General features: G+C 61.5%; 9 protein-coding genes. 3 read left to right on the top strand and 6 right to left on the bottom strand.

What is annotated here, in order from left to right; all coding sequences use genetic code 11:
• Positions 1-29: 29 nt before the first annotated feature.
• Positions 30-1,934, bottom strand: coding sequence for a threonine--tRNA ligase (gene thrS, locus VC212_RS11870; protein ID WP_323514900.1), 1,905 nt, complete (start codon positions 1,932-1,934; stop codon positions 30-32).
• Between the two features lie 326 nt (positions 1,935-2,260).
• On the opposite strand from thrS, the gene VC212_RS11865 reads away from it, so the two are divergent.
• Positions 2,261-3,385, top strand: a complete 1,125-nt coding sequence (locus VC212_RS11865; RefSeq protein ID WP_323514902.1) for a LacI family DNA-binding transcriptional regulator — start codon at positions 2,261-2,263, stop codon at positions 3,383-3,385.
• Between the two features lie 150 nt (positions 3,386-3,535).
• Here VC212_RS11865 and VC212_RS11860 read toward each other — a convergent pair whose 3' ends face one another.
• Genes VC212_RS11860 through VC212_RS11850 form a run of 3 tightly spaced genes read right to left on the bottom strand, consistent with a single transcriptional unit; the run spans position 3,536 to position 8,870 of the window.
• Positions 3,536-5,209 carry an alpha-amylase family glycosyl hydrolase gene (locus VC212_RS11860; RefSeq protein ID WP_323514903.1) on the bottom strand — a complete coding sequence of 558 codons (1,674 nt, stop codon included), beginning with the start codon at positions 5,207-5,209 and terminating at the stop codon, positions 3,536-3,538.
• Entirely contained in the window at positions 5,209-6,687 is a 1,479-nt protein-coding gene (locus VC212_RS11855; protein ID WP_323514904.1) for an MFS transporter, read from the bottom strand. Before VC212_RS11855 ends, VC212_RS11860 begins: the two co-directional genes overlap by 1 nt.
• Positions 6,684-8,870, bottom strand: a complete 2,187-nt coding sequence (locus tag VC212_RS11850; RefSeq protein WP_323514905.1) for a Six-hairpin glycosidase-like protein — start codon at positions 8,868-8,870, stop codon at positions 6,684-6,686. Before VC212_RS11850 ends, VC212_RS11855 begins: the two co-directional genes overlap by 4 nt.
• Positions 8,871-9,111: 241 nt before the next feature.
• On the opposite strand from VC212_RS11850, the gene VC212_RS11845 reads away from it, so the two are divergent.
• Positions 9,112-11,193 (top strand): glycoside hydrolase family 97 protein, encoded by a 2,082-nt coding sequence (locus VC212_RS11845; RefSeq protein WP_323514906.1) that lies wholly within the window; start codon positions 9,112-9,114, stop codon positions 11,191-11,193.
• Positions 11,194-11,504: 311 nt separating this feature from the next.
• The gene (locus tag VC212_RS11840; RefSeq protein ID WP_323514907.1) at positions 11,505-14,279 is read left to right on the top strand and encodes a TonB-dependent receptor; all 2,775 of its coding nucleotides are present in this window, start codon (positions 11,505-11,507) and stop codon (positions 14,277-14,279) included.
• Positions 14,280-15,075: 796 nt separating this feature from the next.
• On the opposite strand, the gene VC212_RS11835 is transcribed toward VC212_RS11840, so the two are convergent.
• Both VC212_RS11835 and VC212_RS11830 read right to left on the bottom strand, forming a co-directional pair.
• A complete protein-coding gene (locus VC212_RS11835) occupies positions 15,076-16,692 on the bottom strand; it encodes an alpha-glucosidase (protein WP_323514908.1) in 1,617 nt (538 codons plus the stop codon).
• Between the two features lie 473 nt (positions 16,693-17,165).
• Positions 17,166-19,616 (bottom strand): VirB4 family type IV secretion/conjugal transfer ATPase, encoded by a 2,451-nt coding sequence (locus VC212_RS11830; RefSeq protein ID WP_115514558.1) that lies wholly within the window; start codon positions 19,614-19,616, stop codon positions 17,166-17,168.
• Positions 19,617-19,658: the final 42 nt, after the last annotated feature.

The raw sequence follows: 19,658 nt of genomic DNA, 5'->3' as shown, positions 1-19,658 counted from the left end.
CCGGATCATCCAGACCGGCCGGGGTTGGCTCACGCTGCCTGCTCTGCCTGCAGGCGTTCGATGAAGGCAGAGACCGTCATGGTCCCGAGGTCCTCCCCCGAACGCGTCCGCACGGCGACTGCGCCATTTTCCTTCTCGCGGTCACCGACGACGAGCAGGTACGGCACGCGTTGCAGCGTATGCTCGCGAATCTTATAACCGATCTTCTCATTACGCAAATCGGCGTTGACACGGAAGCCTTGATTTGCAAGGGTTTTCCGAACCGAGTCCACATATTCGGCCTGAGCGTCGGTGATATTGGCGACAACGACCTGGACCGGGGCCAGCCAGGACGGGAACGCGCCGGCGTGATGCTCGATCAAAATACCGATGAAACGCTCCATCGAACCGACGATGGCCCGGTGCAGCATCACCGGATGCTTTTTCTGGCTGTGCTCGTCCACGTACTCGGCGCCGAGGCGGCCCGGCATCATGAAATCGACCTGCATCGTGCCCAGCTGCCAGGTGCGGCCGATGGCGTCCTTGAGGTGGTATTCGATCTTGGGGCCATAGAAGGCGCCCTCGCCCGGTAGCTCCTGCCACTCCACACCGCACACGCCCAGCGCGCTGCGTAGCGCGGCTTCGGCCTTGTCCCAGGTGATGTCGTCGCCCAGGCGCTTTTCCGGGCGCAACGCGATCTTGATCTCGATGTCGTCGAAGCCGAACGCGGTGTAGACCGCCAGTGCCTGCTGGTGGAAGGCGGTGACTTCGGCTTCGATCTGCGATTCCAGGCAGAACACATGGCCGTCGTCCTGGGTGAACCCGCGCACGCGCAGGATGCCGTGCAGCGCGCCGGAGGGCTCGTTGCGGTGGCAGGCGCCGAATTCGCCGTAACGGATCGGCAGATCGCGGTAGCTGTGCAGGCCCTGGTTGAACACCTGCACGTGGCCGGGACAGTTCATCGGCTTGACCGCGTAGGTGCGCTTCTCCGACTCGGTGAAGAACATCGCGTCCTGATAGTTGTCCCAGTGGCCGGACTTCTGCCATAGCGACACGTCCAGGATCTGCGGGCAGCGCACTTCGCCGTAGCCGCTGTCGCGGTAGACCTTGCGCATGTATTGCTCGACCACCTGCCACAGCGACCAGCCCTTGGGGTGCCAGAACACCAGGCCGGGGGCTTCTTCCTGCAGATGGAACAGATCCTGCGCCTTGCCGATGCGGCGATGGTCGCGCTTATCGGCTTCTTCCATGCGCAGGATGTAGGCATCGAGCTGCTTCTTGTCGGCCCAGGCGGTGCCGTAGATGCGCTGCAACTGCTCGTTCTTGGCATCGCCGCGCCAGTAGGCGCCGGAAATGCGGGTCAGCTTGAAGGCCTTGAGGAAGCGCGTATTGGGCACATGCGGGCCGCGGCACATGTCCACATATTCCTGGTGGTAGTACAGACCCATCGCGGTGATGTCGTCGGACATGTCCTCGATCAGGCGCAGCTTGTACTCCTCGCCGCGCTGGGCGAACACCTCGATCACTTCCGCGCGCGGGGTGACCTTCTTGATCACCTCGTAATCCTGCGCGATCAGCTCCTGCATGCGCTGCTCGATCGCCGCCATGTCGTCCGGCGTGAACGGGCGCTCGCTGTAGATGTCGTAGTAGAAGCCTTCGGCGATGACCGGGCCGATTACCATCTTGACGTCCGGGTACAGCTGCTTGACCGCATGCCCGACCAGATGCGCGCACGAGTGGCGGATGATCTCCACGCCTTCGGCGTCCTTGGCCGTGATGATGCGCAGGCTGGCGTCATGGTCGATGACGTCGCTGGCATCGACCAGCTGGCCGTCCACCTGACCGGCGATGGTGGCCTTGGCCAGCCCGGCGCCGATCGACTGGGCGACCTGCATCACCGAGACGGAGGATTCGAATTCGCGGCGGCTGCCGTCGGGGAGCGTGATGTTGATCATGGGCAAGAATGAGGTCTGGGCTGGCTGCAGCGGTGAGCTGCCATGAGAGATCTGCCCACTGCTGGACAGGCTCGGAAAGAACGTACGAGAAGTGCTGCGCGGGACAACGGCACGCGGGCGCTGGCTGCGCTGGGGCCGGTCCGGATCAACGGTGGGCGGTGATAGTGCTCATGTCGCACGCTGGGCCGGCGCGGAGCGCGGGCCACCTTCTCGCAAGGGGTCTTGGGCGTGAATGGTAAACCAATCAGGCGGCCACTGCGCAGTGCGGCACGCCGCCACCGGGCGCGTGGCATGATGCCGGCCACTTGTCCTGTCCGTTGCCGACCATGACCATCAAGGGTAAAGCCACTTCGCTGGATATCGCCTACCTGGCCGGTGTGTCGCAGCCGACCGTCTCGCGCGCGTTGCGCGGCAGCCCGATGGTCAACGAGGAAACGCGCAAGCGGATTCTGCGTATCGCGCACGAGCTGAACTACAAGGTCGACAAGAACGCCTCCTCGCTACGGCTGCGCAACGCCGGCACGCTGGCGCTGCTGTTCTTCGAAGACCCCACCGCCGACGATTCGCTGATCAACCCGTTCTTCCACTCGATGCTGGGCTCGATCACGCGCGCCTGCGCGCTGCAGGGTTATGACTTGCTGGTGTCGTTCCAGCAACTGTCCAAGGACTGGCAGGCCGATTACGAAGACAGCAACAAGGCCGACGGCATTATTTTGCTGGGCTATGGCGATTATCAGGAATCGCGCCAGCGGCTGCAGTTGCTGGTGGAGCAAGGCACGCACTTCGTGCGCTGGGGCGCGGCATTGCCGGGCCAGCCGGGCATTTCCATCGGCAGCGACAATTATCAGGGCGGGCTGGACATCACCGAGCACCTGTTGGCGCAGGGGTGCCGACGCATTGCGTTTCTTGGCCATGCGTCCAATCACTACCCCGAATTCGAAGAGCGCTACCGGGGCCACGTCGCGGCGCTGGCGCAGCAGGATCTGGTCGCCGATGCCGCGCTGCAGTTCGATGCGATCACCACCGAATCGTCGGGCCATGCGGCATGCCTGGCGCTGCTGGAGAGCGGCAAGGCCTTCGATGCGGTGTGTGCAGCCAGCGACCTGATTGCGATCGGTGCGATGCGCGCGTTGCGCGAACGCGGTTTACGCGTGCCGCAGGACGTGGCGATCAGCGGCTTCGACGATATTGCGTTGGCCGCATCGGTTGCGCCGGCCCTGTCTACCGTGCAACAGGACACCAAGCAGGCCGGCGCGTTGTTGGTGGAAAGCCTGGTCGCGCTGATCCGTGGCGATGCGGCGCAGAGCCGCACGATCCCGGTGCGGCTGGCATTACGCGATTCTTCGCGCAGCAGCGGGTTGCAGCCACCGCTGGGCTGGTCGCCGGCCGCGGCGGCGGAAACCGGCGATGGCGGGCGTGGGCGAGCCGCTGATGTGCCTGGAACGCGTTGAGGATTCGGGAATCGGGAATCGGGAATCGGGAATCGTTAGAGCATGCACGGCGGGCTGCGATAGTGGCGGCAGACCATTGATGCATCGTAGGAGCGCACCCGGGCGCGACGAGGCGTTACCGATTAAGTCCCATCGCGCCCGGGTGCGCTCCTACCTGTTGCGGGCGTCGCGGACGGCTTGATCGGCCATCTGGACGTCGAGTTGCTTGCGTAACGCAGGGTCGGTGATCGGCGCATCCGACAGCAGCACGCGTAGACCATGCGCCGGCACCGGAAGCCGCAGGTGCCGCTGCACCGACACCTGCTCACCACTCATCGCATCACGCCACGTGCCCGGCTGCAGAAAGCGCGTCACTTCGATGTTTGCGGCCGCATCGCCCTTGTTGAGCAACACCAGGGCGGTCTGGCTGGTTCCTGCATGCTGATAGACGCGAAAAAAAGCAGCCTGATTGCCGCGCAACATTACGTCGACCTGCACGCCGCGCTGCAGCGCGGGCGTCTCACGGCGCACGCGGGCGATCTGTTTCAGCGGGCCGAAGATCGGGCTTTGCGGTGCTGCTTTAATGCGCTCGACGCCGAAGTAATTGCGATTGCCCGCATGCTCCGCCCGCCCACGCATGAAGCCGATTTCCGAGCCGTAATAGATCACCGGGATGCCGCGCGCGGTGAACAGCCAGTTGTGTGCATCGATAAAGCCGGTGTCGCTGGCATCCAGCCGCGCCATGTCATGGTTGTCGTAAAAACTCATCAACTCGTACGGGTTCGCATACGGCCCCTGACGCAGAAACAACGGTTTGGCGAGCTGTTCGAAACCCTCTTGCGCGTGGCCGAAGGCTGCCGACAGCTGCTGCTTCAACGGGAAATCCAGCACGCTCACACCGGCGTTGCGTGCCCAGGTGTGGCCGGCAATCTTGTCGGCGTTGTAATCGAACGCCTCGCCAAACATGAAAAATCCCGGCCGTTTTTCGCGGATGCGCGCAACGAAGGCATGCCAGAAGCGGTCCGGCATCCAGCCGATGGTGTCGATACGGAATGCATCGGCACCCTGCTCCATCCACTGCAGATACGCACCGGCCAGGTAATCGAGCACCGCCGGGTTGTTCTCGTTGAGGTCGGACAATTCCGCCAGACCGCCACCGGTGTTGTAGAAGGCGTGCAATGGGTTGTGCTGCGGATCCAGCTGCGCCGGCGGCAGATTCTGGTGATCGGCAACCAAGCGACCACTGGCATCGTAGAGCTTGCCGAAACCGGGCTGCGCCACCGGCATGGTGTAGGCCGGCGAGCCGTGATTACCCACGATATCCAGCACCACCTTCAGCTTGTTGGCGTGCATGGCGCGGGTGAAGCCGGCAAAGTCCAGTCCCGGACTGGGGAGATGCTCGTCCAGCGTGTAGAAGTTGACACCCCAGTAACCGTGATAACCGGTCTTGCCGTGGTCGCTGAGCGTGCTGCCGCAGGTGATCGGCTTGCCGCCGGTAAATGCCTGGTCCGGGTTGTCGACGATCGGCGTGATCCATACCGCGCCGAAACCCAGGTCGCGAATATAGTCGGCCTGCTCGACAATGCCTTTGAAGTCGCCGCCGAGGTAGCCGATGTTGTCGTCGCTTCCATCGGCGCACGGTGTGGGCACATCGAAGGTGCGCTGCGCACCGCCCTGCTCGCGCTGATCGTTGCCGGTATCGCCGTTGACGAAGCGGTCGGTGACCACGAAATACACCGCATCGGCGGCCAACGGCTCCAGGGTGCCGTAATACTCCTTGGAAGCAGGCGCGGCGAGCGCCACGCCCGCATACATCGTCAATGCCAGATAGATCGCACTACGCATCACTGCCCTCCCGAGGCGACGGGGACCCGCACCACGCATACGCCTGCAATCAACAGGCTGAGCCCGCCAATGGCCAATGCATAGATTGGCTGGCCACCCAACCAGACGCGGAGCACAAAGCCCAGCGCACTGGCAGCGACCAACTGCGGAATCACGATAAAGAAATTGAAGATGCCCATGTACACGCCCATCTTGGCGGCGGGCACGCTGTCGGACAGCAAGGCGTACGGCAGCGAGAGGATCGATGCCCAGGCAAAACCGACGCCCAGCATGGACAGCAGCAACCACTGCGGGTCACGAATCACCAACATCGACAGCAAGCCCGCAGCACCCAGCCATAGGTTGCACAGGTGGCTCCAGCGCAGGCCAATCGCACGCACCAGCAAAGGAATGATCAACGCTGCCAGCGCTGCAAATCCGTTGTAGGCGCCAAACAGCACACCCACCCAGTTCGCACCATCGTTATAGGCTGCCGAACCCGTATCGGTCGCGCCGAAGTGCACCTGCGTCACCGCTGCGGTGGTGTAGATCCACATCGCAAACAGCGCAAACCAAGAGAAAAACTGTACCCAGGCCAGACGTCGCATGGTCATCGGCATGCTGCGCAAGTCCTGCACAATGACGACCAGCATGCTGGTGCCCGGCAGTACACGCGTCAACGCGAGCAACGCGCCATAGGCGATGCACAGGCCGGCCAGCACATACAGCATGCGATCGCCGTGCTGCCAGGCGATGGCCGCAGCTAGCAACACGCCAGCAACGCACCATGCTGCACTTGATGCCTGCGACGGCAGCGCACCGCTGCCCATTTGCGTTGCAGCGGGAGGGTGCGCATCGTCGAAGCTTGCCAGCTGCGCGGGACTGTATTCGCGGGTGCGTAGCACGGTCCATGCGATCGACAGGAACAACACCGCCGCACCCAGGTAGAACGCGTAGCGCACGCTGTCGGGCAATTGCCCCGGCGGTGCGGTATTGGCAACGCCCCAGCGCGTGAGCAGCCACGGCAGGAAGCTCGCCACGATCGCACCAACACCGATGAAGAAGCTTTGCATCGCATAGCCGGTGGGCCGCTGCGCGGGTGGCAGCTGGTCGCCCACCAGTGCGCGGAATGGCTCCATCGAAATATTGATCGATGCATCCAGCACCCACAGCGTGCCGGCGGCAATCCACAGCACCGGCGCGTTGGGCATCACCAGCAGCGCCAGCGTGGTAAACACCGCGCCCACCATGAAATACGGGCGCCGACGGCCCCAGGGCGTCCAGGTGCGATCGGACAGATAGCCGATGATGGGCTGCACGATCAGCCCGGTGAGCGGCGCAGCGATCCACAACCCCGGTACATCGTCGACCTGCGCGCCCAGGGTCTGGAAGATGCGGCTGGCATTGGCGTTCTGCAGCGCGAACCCGAATTGGATGCCGAGAAAGCCGAAGCACATGTTCCAGATCTGCCAGAAGCTCAGGCGTGGTTTGGCGGTCATTGCGCTGTCTCCACGATGGCTGCCGGCCCGACGATCAACGCGCTGATCTGCGCCGTATTGACCACCCCATCACGACCGCCACGGCCGCCGTTGTACTGCGCAAAATGCTTCAACGCGCTCATGTTGAAACCATCGTCCAGCCGAAACGCACAGGCCTGCCCCGCCACCACATCGAACGTCGCCTGCGTGGAGATCTGCTCGCCCACGCTATGCGGCATCACGATGACATGCGATTGCGCAGCTTTTCCTGGGCATTCCAGCACCAGCTGCTTCACTGCGGCAGTGACGCCGGTGTTGATCGGGCCATTGTCGTTGCGATAGCGCAGCGACACGCGATGCGGGCCGCTACGCGACGGCTGCCACGTCCAAACTTGGCTGCCGCGCAGTTCCTGCGCTGGACCAAGCGTCAACGAAGGACTGTGCAGCGATTCGAGACCGGCCACACGCCGGGTCAGGCTGAGCACATGCAACACGCCGTCATCGGCAAGATCCCAATGTTCACTGGCGTCCAACGCACGGCCATCCATGTACAGCGTCGCGCCAGCGGGAATGGCGATGCGGTGACCGCTGCCCCGCCGTTGCGCGACCGGCATCGCTGGCGTTTCCGGTGCAAACACCTGTACCGGCTGCGGTGGCGCGGCCAGATCGGCTTTGCGACCGACCAACTGCACCTGCGTGGTCTGGCCCTGCTGGGTAACACGGCCGGCCACCAGTAAGTCGCCCTCTTCGTTTGTCGGGCGCAGCAATTCGTACCGACGTGTGCCCTGCTCCAGCACGATCCGCTCGCGGTCGCCGAACAGCAGCGGCAGCAGGCTGCGCGGCAATTTCGGGGCAACGCTGCCATCGGCAGACACGCCGAAGACGCCATCCAGCACCGCAGAAAGATAGCCGGCAACCGACCACAGCTGACGCGGCGAATTCACCACCGGGCCACTGCGCACGCCATCTTCCACATGCACGGCCAGGCTCTGCATCTCGTAGTTTTCCATGTTGGAGCCAGCCAGCGCGCTACCGCGCATCAGCGATTGCAGCTCCAATGCAATGCGCGGCGCATCGTCCAGCGCACGGGCAGCGCGCAAGGCATAGGCACTGACGAATGGCCAGATGGCGCGATTGTGATAGATCGGCTGCGCCGCTTCCTGCGGCCACACCACCGGGCTGCCACCAGCAACCACCGGATAGTTTCGCAGCGCGGTGCGTGCGCGCTCTGCGGGAAACACATCGGCCAGCACGCCCAACGAGACGCCCAGCAGATCGACCTTGGCATAGCGCACCGGATGCGCCGCCGTGCCGAGATAACTCACATACTGGCTGCTGCCTGCATCCCAGAAGCGTGCATCGATGGTCTGGCGCAATGCATCGGCCCACTGTGCGTAGTCGGCAGCGCGTGCGTCGCCATGCTGGCGTGCCAGCTGCTCGGCCAAGCGCAGCGCCTGGTAATGCAAAACGTTGGTCGATAGCGCGAACGACTCGGCGATGAAGACCACGTTCTCCCGCGTCCAGTCCGGATAGGTTTGCTCGCGCCAATCCAGAAACGAGGTTTCGCCACGGTAGAGGCCGATCTGCGCATCGAATACCGCATCGCGATCCTGCGCGATCGTCGCCTGCAGCGCCTGCCAGACGTCTTCAGCAAACTGTGTGTCGTCCAGCAATCCACGTGCGGCCAGAAACCACACCACGCGGTCGCTGCTGATCGGCCAGCTGCCACCGGAGCCGGTGTCCTGCGCCACGAACACGCCAGGGGTCTTCCCATCGCGTGCGGCCGACAGCTTGAAGCGCAAGGCATTGCGTGTGCGCTGCGGTTCCAGCCGCGCCAACGCCAGATCGGCGGCAAAACTGACATCGCGCGTCCACACATACGGCCAGCGTTCGCCGGTCTCGAAGCAGTTGCACGGCACCGGCTTGCCAGCGTTGAAGGCCGGATCGCGGATCGCATCGACACGGTCGTCGGCCATCTCCTGCTGCGCCAACGCAAACAAGGCGTCGAACATCGGGCTGGCGGTGTGCGTGCGCATCGGCTGTGCGGCAATGCGGCGCTCGCCCTGCGGCCAGCGCAACACAAAGCTCCCATCGTCCAGCGCCTGCGCATGTGCGCGGCGCCCCTGAAATTCCAACTCGTCGGCCAATACCGGCGAGCTTGCCGCAACGCCGAGCGTTGCAGCCATGCAGATCATCTTCAGCATCGAAGCGGCGAGACGGCTTGTGCCGTCGGCCTTCCTCCCTCGTTGCACGCGTTGTGGTGCGCGGCACAGGCGTGCCACGGTCGCGGACCCTCCCAGGTGCCGTACGCCATGGTAGACGCGCACCCTGCCCTGACGCATCACTGCATACGTATTCATGGCGGCAACGAGCGCACAGCACGGCGCTTGCACGGTGTGCCGCTGCATAGTCGCCGCTTCTGCAACGGTCGCCTTGGGAGGGGATATGCCGCTGTTTTCACGTCGAGCACGCTCGACATTCGGCGCCGCCTGGATCGCGCGGCTGCTGATTCTGACCTGCTTCGGCAGCCTTGCCTCGCTAGCGCACGCCGAGGTCACCACCATCGACGTGGCGTCGCCCGGCAAGGTACTGCAGGTAAGCCTGGACCTGGACGGCGGCACGCCTTACTACCGTGTGCAGCGACTGGGCCAGCCGGTCGTACAGCGCTCACGGCTGGGCTTTACCTTGCGCGATGGCCGTCTGGACCGCGGGTTGGTGGTGCGTTCGCAGTCACGCCAGAGCCATGACGACACCTGGGAGCAACCCTGGGGCGAAACACGTCTGGTGCGCAATCACTACAACGAACTGCGCGTCAGCCTGGGCGAACGCGACGGTGCGCAGCGCAGCTTCGAGGTGATCTTTCGCGTCTACGACGACGGCGTGGGGTTTCGCTACCACTTCCCGCAGCAAGCCGGATTGCGTGAAGCGATCATCGACGAGGAAGTCACTGAATTCGCCATCGCACAACCGGCCGAAGCATGGTGGATTCCCGCAGGCGAGCCGATCCACTACGAGTATCTGTATCGGCGCACGCCGTTGAATCAGGTCGCACTGGCGCATACGCCACTGACGCTGCGCACCGACAGCGGGCTGCACATTGCGCTGCACGAAGCGGCGTTGGTGGACTACGCCGGCATGTGGCTACGCCGCACCGACGACCAGCGCCTGCGCGCGCAGTTGTCGCCGGCCGCCGAAGGCTGGAAGGTGCGCCGCAGCCTGCCGTTCGATACGCCGTGGCGTACGCTGCAGATCGCCGATCAGGCCACCGGCCTGGTGGAATCCAACCTGATCCTCAACCTCAACGAACCCAATGCGCTGGGCGCAGTGGACTGGGTCAAGCCGTCCAAATATGTCGGTGTGTGGTGGTCGATGCATCTCAACCAACAGACCTGGGCCACCGGACCCAAACATGCGGCCACCACCGCCACGACCAAGCGCTATGTCGACTTTGCCGCCGCACATGGATTTCGCGGCGTGCTGGTGGAAGGCTGGAACCCGGGCTGGGACGGCGAATGGTTCGGCAACGGCGGTAGCTTCGATTTCACAAAATCCACGCCGGATTTCGACCTGCCCGCACTGAGCACGTACGCCGCAGCCAAGGGCGTGCATTTGATCGGCCATCATGAAACGGGATGCGCAGTGGACCATTACGAAGACCAGATCGCCGAGGCGATGGACCTGTACGCACGCTTCGGCGTGGACTCGGTGAAGACCGGCTATGTCTGCGACGACGGCCAGGTGGAGCGACGCAACCCTGCGGGCGGTGCACCGTTGCGCGAGTGGCACGATGGCCAATGGATGGCGCGCCATCATCTGCGCGTGGTGCGCGAGGCGGCCGAGCGACATATCGCAGTCAATGCGCACGAGCCGATCAAGGACACCGGCCTGCGCCGCACCTATCCCAACTGGATCTCGCGCGAAGGCGCGCGCGGCATGGAATACAACGCCTGGGGCCAGCCGCCCAATCCGCCGGAACACGAGGTCAACCTGGTGTTTACGCGCCTGCTCGCCGGGCCGATGGATTACACGCCGGGCATCGTCAGCCTGAAGGGCCGCAACGGCCAGGCCATTCCCAGCACGCTGGCGCGGCAGCTCGCACTGTATGTGACGCTGTATAGCCCGATCCAGATGGCCGCCGATCTGCCCGAGCATTATCTGCAGCATCGCGACGCGTTCCGCTTCATCGAAGACGTGGCGGTGGACTGGGACCAGACCCGCGCATTGAATGGCGAAGTGGGCGACTACGTGACCATCGCGCGCAAGGATCGGCATAGCCGCGAATGGTTCCTGGGCAGCATCACCGACGAACACGGGCGCCTGCTGCAGGTGCCGCTGGGGTTTCTCGAACCCGGCGTGCGCTACAACGCGCAGATCTATCGCGATGGCGACGGCGCCGATTACCTGAGCAACCCGTTCGCCTTTGTGCGCGAGGAGCGCCAGGTCGGCAGCAGCGACACCCTCGAACTGCGCCTGGCACCCGGTGGCGGGCAGGCCATCCGCTTCGTCCCGCTGGATGGCAAGCGTTGAGTGATGCATCGCAGCACGCTGCGGTGCCGCCGACGCCAGTGAGTGCATCTCACCACCGCGCCCCATCGCCACAGGTCGTGCATCGCGCCCATGCGTGATCTGCAGCAGCAGCTTCGTGCGCTGGATGCCTTGCGTGGAATCGATTTCATTGCGGTTGTGCGGGTTGAATACGTATGCAGCACCCGTTTGCATGCGGGTGCGGTGTCTACCATACGTTGCAGTCGTGACGTCCGTCCGGGCGTGCGACGCATGACATCCAGGCGTCTGCCGGATCAAAAAATCAAAGAACAACATGTACCTGGGAGGGGAAAATGTTGAAGCACAAGCGCTCTGCGCTGAGTATCGCCCTGGCCGTTGCCATGGCACCGACGCTGGCTGCTGCGCAGTCGGCAACGCCTGCACAAGCCACCACCACCGAACAAACCGCATCCAATCAACAGAACGGCCAAGTCACCGAGTTGGACAAGGTCCAGGTCACCGGCCTGCGGCGCGCGATCGAAGGCGCCATCTCGGTCAAACGCGACTCCACCTCGATCGTGGAAGCCATTTCGGCCGAAGACATCGGCCGTCTGCCCGACGTCAGCATCGCCGAATCGCTCGCGCGCCTGCCTGGCCTGGCCGCGCAGCGGGTGGCCGGTCGCGCGCAGGTCATCAGCGTGCGCGGCCTGTCGCCGGACTTCTCCACCACCCTGCTCAATGGCCGCGAAGTGGTCAGCACCGGCGATAACCGCAGCGTGGAATTCGACCAGTATCCGTCCGAGCTGGTCAGCGGCGTCACCGTCTACAAGACCCCGGACGCTGGTTTGGTTGGCCAGGGCCTGTCGGGCACCGTCGACATGCAGACCGCGCGCCCGCTGAGCTACAACGAGCGGGTGATCGCCATCGGTGGCCGCTATCAGCGCAATTCGCTGGGCAAGGCTGCCAACGTCGACCCTTACGGCAACCGCTTCAACGTCAGCTATATCGACCAGTTCGCGGACCGTACCATCGGCCTGACCATCGGCTACGCCCACACCGACATGCCGATCCAGGAAAACCAGGTGGGCCTGTACGAGCCGTGGCAGCAGGTCAACGCACAGCGTCAACGCCCCGGCGTGGCCGACGGCGTGTATTTCTCCGACGGCATCAAGGCGCTGCGCCGCACCGGCAACCAAAAGCGCGATGGCGTCATGGCCACGCTGCAATATCGCCCGTCCAACGCCTGGACCAGCACGCTCGACGCCTTCCACACCAAAGCCGAGCAGATCGACACGGCCAACCAGTTCGAGCTCAACCTCAGCAACTACAACGGCGGCTACACGCCGGGCCTGAACATCACCGACGTGCGCGTCAACGACAACAACAGCTTCATCGGCGGCACCGCCAGCGGCGTCTACCCGCTGGTGCGCGGCATGTACAACAAGCGCGAAGACAAGATCGAAGCGTTCGGCTGGAACAACGAAATCACCGCCGGCGCGGTCAAGATCATCGCCGACCTGAACTACTCCAAGGCCACTCGCGACGAATTGAACCTGGAGAACAATCTCCAGCGTGCCCCCATGCCACAGTTGGACACCGTTGGCGTGTCGGTCGTCGGCAACGGTTTCTCGCAGCTGGCGCCGGGCATGAATTATTCCGATCCGGGTGAGCTGTTCCTCACCAACACCATTTACGGCTCCGGTTACGGCAAGGTGCCGCGTGTGGAAGACGTGCTCAAGGGCGCACGCCTGCAGGCCAGCTTCCCGATGCCCGAAGCGCTGAGCTGGTTCTCGGATCTGGATGTCGGCGTCAACTACGCCAACCGCGAAAAGCAGAAGACCCAGCCCGAAGGCAACATCACGCTGGGCGCGCAGGGCGAGGCCACGGTGGCCGCGGATCTCCAATACGCACCGGTCAACCTCGGCTTTGCCGGTCTCGGCTCCCTGCCCGCGTGGAATGTGCCGGCCGCGGTCTCGCGCTACATGCTGTTCAACCCCAGCGACGATGCCTCGTTCCTGGTGTCCAAGGCCTGGACGGTCGAAGAGAAGATCACCACCGCCTGGCTGCGCGCCAACATCGATACCGAATGGGGCGAGGTCGGTGTGCGCGGCAATATCGGTGTGCAGCTGCAGAGCGCCGATCAATCCTCGCAGGCCAATTACTGGGATGCCTCGCAGCCGCCTGGCAGCGAAGTGCGGCCCATCGACGATGGCAAGAAGTATCGCGACTGGCTGCCCAGCTTGAACCTGGCTTTCCAGTTCCCGTACGAGCAGACGCTGCGCTTTGCGATGGCCAAGCAGGTCGCGCGCCCACGCGTGGACCAACTGCGTGCCTCGCTGGAGTTTGGCGTAGACACCTCGACCGGCCGGCCCGGCGCCAGCGGCGGCAACCCGATGCTCGACCCATGGCGCGCGAACGCCATCGACCTCTCGTACGAAAAATATTTCGCCGAGCGCGCGTATGTGGCGGCCGCCTTCTTCTACAAGGATCTGAAGAGCTACATCTACACCCAGAGCCGCGACAACTACGATTTCTCCGCACTGGTCGCCGGCTACGTGCCGCCACCGGGCTCGGCACCGGTGCTCACCACCGGCACCTTCAGTGCACCGTTCAACGGCAAGGGCGGCACGCTGCGCGGCGTCGAGCTCACTGCATCGCTGCCGCTGGATCTGCTGTTCGCACCTTTAGAAGGCTTCGGCATCCAGGCCAGCGCCACCTTCAACGACAGTGACGTCAAGATCCGCGACCCGGAAAGCGCCTCCAGCGTCGGTGATGGTGAAATCAGCCTGCCCGGCTTGTCCGAGCGCGTCTACAACCTCACCGCGTATTACGAGCACAAGGGCTTCGAAGCACGCGTCAGCCAGCGTCGCCGCTCGGATTTCATCGGCGAGATCGGCAACTTCAACGGCAACCGCACCCTGCGCTACGTCGTCGGCGAAAACATCACCGACGCGCAGATCAGCTACAGCTTTGCCGAAGGCAGCACCCTCGATGGCCTCACCCTGCTACTGCAAGCCAGCAACCTCAGCAACTCGCCGTACCGCACCTACGCAGAAACCAAGGACCGCCCGCTCGAATACATCGAATGGGGCCGCACCTTTGTGCTGGGTGTGAACTACAAGTTCTGAGTGGCTGGTATCACCACTCTCTGGATACAAGACGCCTGAGTCGCTTCCGAAACGTCGGGGAGCGTCATACCCCAAGTTCGCCTTCCACATCGGAAGGCGAACGGCACGCTCGATACCACAGCGACCAAGCGTTGCAGGAAGATAGACCCCTCTCCCACCGGGAGAGGGGTTGGGGTGAGCGTACGGCTCCCTCCCTTCCCTAAAGTCCAGGCATCAATGCTACAAAATCGATATTACTTTCGACGAAGTAAGCTCCGATCAAAGCAAGAAATGCATAGCGCCAAACGACATTTCCATTGCGCCCCCTGCATAAAAAAGACCCGCCGACATCAAACCGGCGGGTCTTTCTTTTGAGATCTTCACCACGAAGTCCAACCTAACGAGATCGCGCAAGACAACTTGCAGCACATCCTTTCCTGCCACAGGCCACAGGCAACCGGTCCTAAGTTACGTGGCATAAGACCGACTTTCGGGCTGCACGCCGCACATATGCACTTAGCGACGCACTCGCAAAGGCAGCAGGCGGTTTAAAGAAGCCTTGCAGCGAGTCGCCGCTAGCCATAACGCCGAATGCTAGCCAAGCCAGCTAACAGATCGGAAGACGCATAAAAATTTATGCGCTCCTGATGACACCCTGCTACTCACTAGTGAGAAGGCATGCAACGCCAGGGCTTATCAACGATCCAGTACGGGAGACGATCAGCCTGCTAAAAGAACGGAGCGACATCGCAAAAAAAGCCGCACCGTTCTTCAAAACCATCTCAAGCTCACGAATGGAAGTTGCAGCTAGTCGTACTCAGCCACGACCTACCGCAGCAACAACCGCATGCCCGGCCAACCTGATCTGACCGCCCTCGATCGCCCCACGCTCAACACCAGGCACATCGGCCTGCTCCCACTCGCCGGCAGGCGATGCCAGGTCGGCAGGTTCGCCAGACAGATTGAATGCAAACAGCATGACCTGACCCGCATGCTCGCGCCGAAACATCAGCACAGGCTCGGCCGTGTCGTAGAAAGCGATGGATCCCTCACGCAACGCCGGCATTTCCTTGCGCCAAGCAAGAAACGCATGTACTGCGCTCAACACAGAATGCGCATTGTCCTGCTGCACACTCACCGCAGCGGCACGATGTGGCTCCGCCAGCGGCAACCACGGCTTGCCACTGGTGAATCCAGCAGATGGCGCGTCGGTCCATGGCATCGGCGTACGGCAGCCATCGCGGCCCTTGAAGGTCGGCCAGAACGTAATGCCATACGGGTCCTGCAGGTCCTCGAATGCCACGTCCGCTTCGCCCAGGCCTAGCTCCTCGCCCTGATACAGGCAGATCGACCCACGCAGCGAACACAGCAGCGCCACCACCATCCGCGCAAATGCTGGCGACGCATGTTCGCCGCCCCAACGCGTTACCGCGCGCACCACATCGTGGTTGGAAATCGCCCAGCACGGCCACCCTTCCAACATGGTGGCCTCGAGCCGGCTCACCGTCTCACGGATATACGCGGCGCTATAGTCCTGCACCAACAGCTCGAAGCTGTAGCCCATATGCAGGCGACCCTGGGCGGTGTACTCGGCGGTGGTCGCCAGCGAATCCTCAGACGATATCTCGCCCAGGCTCACCGCGTTCGGGTAGCGATCCAGCAGCGCACGCAAGCGCTCCAGGAAAGGCAGGTTCTCCGGCTGCGTATTGTTGAAGTAGTGGTACTGATACGCGTACGGATTGTCCGCACTGAATCCCCGCCCTACTCGCTTGTCCGCTGGCTTGGCCGGATTGTCGCGCAGCTGCGCATCATGGAAACAGAAGTTGATCGCATCCAGCCGGAAGCCATCCACGCCCCGATCCAGCCAGAAACGCACGTTGTCCAAGGTCGCCTGCTGCACCTCTGCACTATGGAAATTCAGGTCGGGCTGGTCCACCAGGAAGTTGTGCAAGTAGTACTGCTCGCGCCGCGGCTCCCACTGCCACGCCACGCCACCGAACAATGACAACCAGTTATTCGGCGGAGTCCCATCCTCGCGCGGATCGGCCCACACATACCAATCGGCCTTCGGATTGGTCCTGTCCTGACGGCTCTCCTGGAACCACGCGTGCGCGATCGATGTATGGCTCAGCACCTGGTCGATCATCACCTTCAAGCCAAGCCCATGCGCCTTGTCGAGCAACCGATCGAAATCGTCCAGCGTCCCGAACAAGGGATCCACCGCGCGATAGTCCGCGATGTCGTAACCAAAATCGGCCATCGGCGACTTGAAGAACGGCGAGATCCAGATCGCATCCACCCCCAACCCGGCGATGTAGTCGAGCTTGGCGATGATGCCGGGCAAATCACCGACCCCATCGCCATTGGAATCGAGAAAACTGCGCGGATAGATCTGATAGATGACGGCCCCGCGCCACCAAGGTGTTTGCGACATGTACGCCCCTCCCGGGCCAATGCGAGCGCCAGAATGAGCACCCAGCTAAGGCTGTTAGCGTAGCCGCGTAACACCTTGTGGACGTGCAGGTGCATACGTATTCATCTCATATCGAGCTGAAAGTTCCTAAACCAACTCTACGGATTCTTAGTTGGCCGATACATCAGGCACGAACAGCATCGGGAGGTAAATCAAAGAATCATTACTGGAAATTCTCGGAAACAACAATTAAACCTGTCGAAGTTCGCATAGAACCTTGTGTAGGAAGCGATACTCTTACGCAACAACCCTGTACCCATACCACTGCGCCCCCTACACCGAGACCGCCAAACAACCGCTCGTTCAATCCTGTCTAGGGCTCAAAGGAATGACTCAGGCAACTAATAAGTCTTCAGCGAACCAAAGACCAATATCAGCGCAAACACTAGATGAGTGATAGAAATCCATTTCCATAGTGACTGATTGAGTCGAAATCATGCATCTTCAATCTCCGACTTCGCAGACTTACGCTTTCCAGAGCCTTTTCGATTGGCATAGAAATCCTCCAACCATTGCTCCGGGGTAAGCTGATCGACAGTAACTCCCAGTTGCCCAGCCTTGCGTGACAAAATCTGATGCATGATTTCAATATTGTCGGTCGACGATGAGATCACCGACAACGCGTCATCCATGCCACGCAGGTTGAGTTGGCACACTGCCGAGGCGTGGCCCTGCTTGACTAGGAAGCAGCGCGAACGCTCATCCAGTGAAACCACAACCTGGTACTCAGCGTCTGTGAGCTTGAGTCCTTCCATGTAGTCGTCGCGGCTGGCACTTGGATTAGGAAGCAGGATCATGGTGGCGGTCTGCTCGATCAGCGCTGCAGCAATGTCGCTGGCCAGAGCATCTTCAGGGCTTTGCGTGGCAAAAATGCCCAGACCATTCTGCTTACGGATGGTCTTCTGTTTATTCTTGGCAAATTCCTTCAGCCCTCCTTTTCCGTCCAGTATCTTCCAGAACTCATCCATCACGTAGATCAACGGACGTCCGTCGATCAGCGCTTCCAACCGGTGCAATAAATAGTTGATCACTGGAACGCGCACTTCGGCATTGTCGATCACGTCTGTGTAGTCGAAACCGATAATTGAGGCGCGCGTCAGATCGATGGTGTCCACCGGGTTGTCGAACACCCACCCCAGCGAGTTGCCGGCCGTCCAGCGACGCAGACGAGCATAGAGCCCGTCGTCGCCCATGTTAGGCAAGCTCTTACGGAAGTTGCTCATACTACGCAGATGTATCGGAGTATCCAGCATGCCTTCAACGGCGCGATAGATATCCTCTTCTTCGCGTGAGCTGTATTCGGCCTTTCCGCCCAGAACCTTGATCAATTCAGCCAGAAACTGCGTATTCGCCTCATTGCGCTCGCACTGGAAGGGGTTAAAACCGGTCGGCGCACCGTTTTCTAATGCCAGATAGTTGCCGCCGCAAGCGCGCACAAAGATTTCAGCCCCACGATCTTTGTCGAAAAAGAAGATTGTCGGAATCGGATCGAACTTTTGAACCTGGCTCAACAGAAAGTTAATCAGTGCTGTTTTACCGGTACCGGACTTACCGATTACCATCGTATTGGCGATCGCCTTCTCTCCCAACGAATTCTCGGCCGGGTGAGTGGCGTGGAAATTGAAGTAATATGGCTGCCCGTTGGTGGTCTGCAGCGTGGTGACACAGTCGCCCCAGGGATTGTTGTGCTGTTTGCCTTGGGCGAAGTTGTGCAGCGGAGACAGGCCCAAAAAATTAAGCGAGCTCAGATTCGCGATACGGGTACGGAAGCGCCAGTTGCCGGGTAGCTGTGCATAGAAGGACGAAGCAATTGCCAGATCCTCCTTGGCAGAAACGAATCCTGCGTTGGAAAGCTCCGCACGGGTCGTCGCGATCTGCCGAGCTAGTTTTTCCTGACTGTCAGCGTAGACAGCCATGGTGAAATGATACTCACCCAACACGAAGTTGCCCGACGCTACATCGTCCATGGCGACATCCAGATCGCGAATCTGGCTAGAAGACTTGTCGCCTGATGACACCATCATGCCCTTGGTCCGCTCCAGCACCTTCAACGCGTCATGACGACCGACCGGACTGAATGAGTGGGTAACAACATACTCGAAATCCAGATACTTCAATCCATTAAGGATGCCCGGATAGGTTCCGTCCGCGTACTCCTTAATATTAAGGATAGCACCGAAGTGATTAATACCGTCCGGTGTACGAATGATAAAGTCACCGGTTTTATTGGCAAACATGTGTTTGCTAACCGGAAGGTAAGCGTGTGCCGGCGCCTGCAGAACCGGCACCGGCTCATCGATCCGATTGAGTAGATAACCCAAGAATTCAAGCGTTTCCGAGAAGATAATGCCATTTTTGGCTTCGTACATCCCCAGCCTATAAGGCGAGTAATCTTTCAACACAGCTTCGACATTCGTAGCGAGCTCGATCACCTTTGCGACCGACTGTTCTTCTTCGGCACGAATCTTATCTGGGTCGGAAGACTTCTCTACCAAACGTCGCCCTGTGACAACCGGGCGATATAGCATGGAGAAGTACAACTCGTTTTGCATGATCTTCTGCGCCGACAGCGCGGCATAATAATCGTCAGACAGACCTTGATTAAATGCCTGTTTGAAACGAGTGTCCGTACGGATCTTGCGACGACGCCGGACGTCGTGGACCCAAAAAGCGACATTGGCAAAGTCTGGCGCACGCAAGGTCTGGAGTAGACGATTGAAGGTGTTGTGGCGTTGTGAAAGTTCGAACTCGTCCCGGCCAACAAACGGCAACCCAGCCAGATGCCAGATCAACAGGTAATCGCCCCCCGTGGTCTTGAGAACCGACGGAGCCACATGGCTCGAAACGGAAACGAACTCGCTAATCGGCGTATCTGGGTTAAACATGGTCTTACCAAGGTAGAAGGGCTGTGCCCCGGTGATCGTAAT

Source organism: Xanthomonas sp. WHRI 8932A, assembly GCF_035012785.1.
Classification (GTDB): domain Bacteria; phylum Pseudomonadota; class Gammaproteobacteria; order Xanthomonadales; family Xanthomonadaceae; genus Xanthomonas.
The sequence above is the reverse complement of the archived record's forward strand: the minus strand, read 5'-3'. Positions and strand labels throughout refer to the sequence as shown.

Excerpts from the sequence above, each read along its gene's own strand:
- VC212_RS11840 (WP_323514907.1), top strand. The coding sequence starts at position 11,505 with ATGTTGAAGCACAAGCGCTCTGCGCTGAGTATCGCCCTGGCCGTTGCC.
- VC212_RS11830 (WP_115514558.1), bottom strand. The coding sequence starts at position 19,616 with ATGTTTAACCCAGATACGCCGATTAGCGAGTTCGTTTCCGTTTCGAGC.
- VC212_RS11855 (WP_323514904.1), bottom strand. The coding sequence starts at position 6,687 with ATGACCGCCAAACCACGCCTGAGCTTCTGGCAGATCTGGAACATGTGC.
- VC212_RS11850 (WP_323514905.1), bottom strand. The coding sequence starts at position 8,870 with ATGCTGAAGATGATCTGCATGGCTGCAACGCTCGGCGTTGCGGCAAGC.
- thrS (WP_323514900.1), bottom strand. The coding sequence starts at position 1,934 with ATGATCAACATCACGCTCCCCGACGGCAGCCGCCGCGAATTCGAATCC.
- VC212_RS11860 (WP_323514903.1), bottom strand. The coding sequence starts at position 5,209 with ATGCGTAGTGCGATCTATCTGGCATTGACGATGTATGCGGGCGTGGCG.
- VC212_RS11865 (WP_323514902.1), top strand. The coding sequence starts at position 2,261 with ATGACCATCAAGGGTAAAGCCACTTCGCTGGATATCGCCTACCTGGCC.
- VC212_RS11845 (WP_323514906.1), top strand. The coding sequence starts at position 9,112 with ATGCCGCTGTTTTCACGTCGAGCACGCTCGACATTCGGCGCCGCCTGG.
- VC212_RS11835 (WP_323514908.1), bottom strand. The coding sequence starts at position 16,692 with ATGTCGCAAACACCTTGGTGGCGCGGGGCCGTCATCTATCAGATCTAT.